Raw genomic sequence first — 1,346 nt, 5'->3', positions numbered from 1 at the left:
GTGAAACCAATAAACTTTACTCATCATCTATTTTAATGTAGTAGTGTTTAATAAAATATTTTTTAGAAATTACCCTACCGTTTGTTATATCTAAAAAATCGCCTATATTTCCCATTGCATAAGTTCCACCAAAGCCTTGTCCAACGCTCAAAATACCGTTCATTATTCCCAATTTAATATTTCTTTTAGCTGTTGGATTTATACCAGTTAAAAGGATTTTTAATCTATCATCATACCAAGAAAGATAATTCTCTTTAAACGCTTGCTTAACCCAATCAGGTTGTTCATTAGTTATACTAATTTCCCATACTTCGACTGATTTGTTTTTATATTTTACTTCCATAAAATAATATAACTTCTTTCTGTATAATATAGTGAGATTTTGGAGACCCTAAAAAAGGGGGGACCGATTCGTTCCTCCCTAGCAAGTCGCGAATCACGACCCCTTAATAACAACAACGAAATTTTCGTTTTTGCCACTTGTGGCAGAAAGCTATACCACTAAAATACTGTTAAGGGTGTAAAGATTTTAACGCCCTCAAAATTGTGGAGGTTATCAACACTAGACAAAGCTATACCGACATCACGTAGGTCAGGGGTAACTTTGAGGTGTACCCATTCAAAACAAAAATGTTATAGCTCCGTAGTTACAAATACACAGCAAATTCTAGCAACATACAAAATTTACATGCTGTTATGACCTAATGCAAGGATTGGTTGCGTCAGCTCCCTTGCTAATTGTTGGCAAATGTTGGCAGAAATTGACTTGGTAAGTCATTCCTTATTTTTATAGTAGAGGTTCAGGGATTTTTAAGACTTCTTCTAGCAAAAAAATAACATCAGAGAGTTTTTGTGGTTTTTTTGGAAATATTGCTCTTCTAAAGATATAAACCATAAATATAATCATAATAAAAATGAAGAAATATACAAGAATTTCATTAGATTTTGAACTCACCTCTAATGTTCCCAAAAGAGTGATTAATCGAGTTGTTTTTGTATTTTGGAGTGACGACAAGGTTGAAATCAAAAATGCTGATAAAGCTATAAACATTGATGAAAAGCTTATAATAGTGTCATTGCTATAAAAACTGTTGTTTATTTCATAATTCTGCTTTAGGTGCTGGATTTCTAAATCATTGTACCTATTTCTGACTTCTCTCATCAATATTTTATAATCTTTTTTATTATTTATCTGTTTAATATCTTTTGAAAGCTGCAACAATATTTTCTCTCTACTTTTTTTATCAAAGTAATATTCCTCTAGGATTCGATTGTTCGTATTCATTATTTGTGTACCCTTCACGCGCTCAAGCGCTTTTTATTTTTGTATTCCTAAAATCTAGGCT

Annotated in this window: 2 protein-coding genes; both read right to left on the bottom strand. The window is 31.7% G+C overall.

The annotated features are described in order from the left end of the window. Nucleotides 1-16 precede the first annotated feature (16 nt). Nucleotides 17-343 (bottom strand): hypothetical protein, encoded by a 327-nt coding sequence (locus ABWI07_RS44135; RefSeq protein WP_353822205.1) that lies wholly within the window; start codon nt 341-343, stop codon nt 17-19. Nucleotides 344-787: 444 nt separating this feature from the next. Continuing rightward, on the bottom strand, nt 788-1,285 hold the full coding sequence (locus ABWI07_RS44130; RefSeq protein ID WP_095348607.1) for a hypothetical protein: 498 nt from the start codon (nt 1,283-1,285) through the stop codon (nt 788-790). Between the last annotated feature and the right edge of the window lie 61 nt (nt 1,286-1,346).

The organism is Actinomadura sp. NPDC000600 (assembly GCF_040492135.1).
Classification (GTDB): Bacteria; Actinomycetota; Actinomycetes; order Streptosporangiales; family Streptosporangiaceae; genus Spirillospora.
Note: the sequence above shows the minus strand (reverse complement) of the source record. Positions and strands in the feature narration are given on the sequence as shown.

Coding starts and splice junctions, on each gene's coding strand:
- ABWI07_RS44135 (WP_353822205.1), bottom strand. CDS start 343: ATGGAAGTAAAATATAAAAACAAATCAGTCGAAGTATGGGAAATTAGT.
- ABWI07_RS44130 (WP_095348607.1), bottom strand. CDS start 1,285: ATGAATACGAACAATCGAATCCTAGAGGAATATTACTTTGATAAAAAA.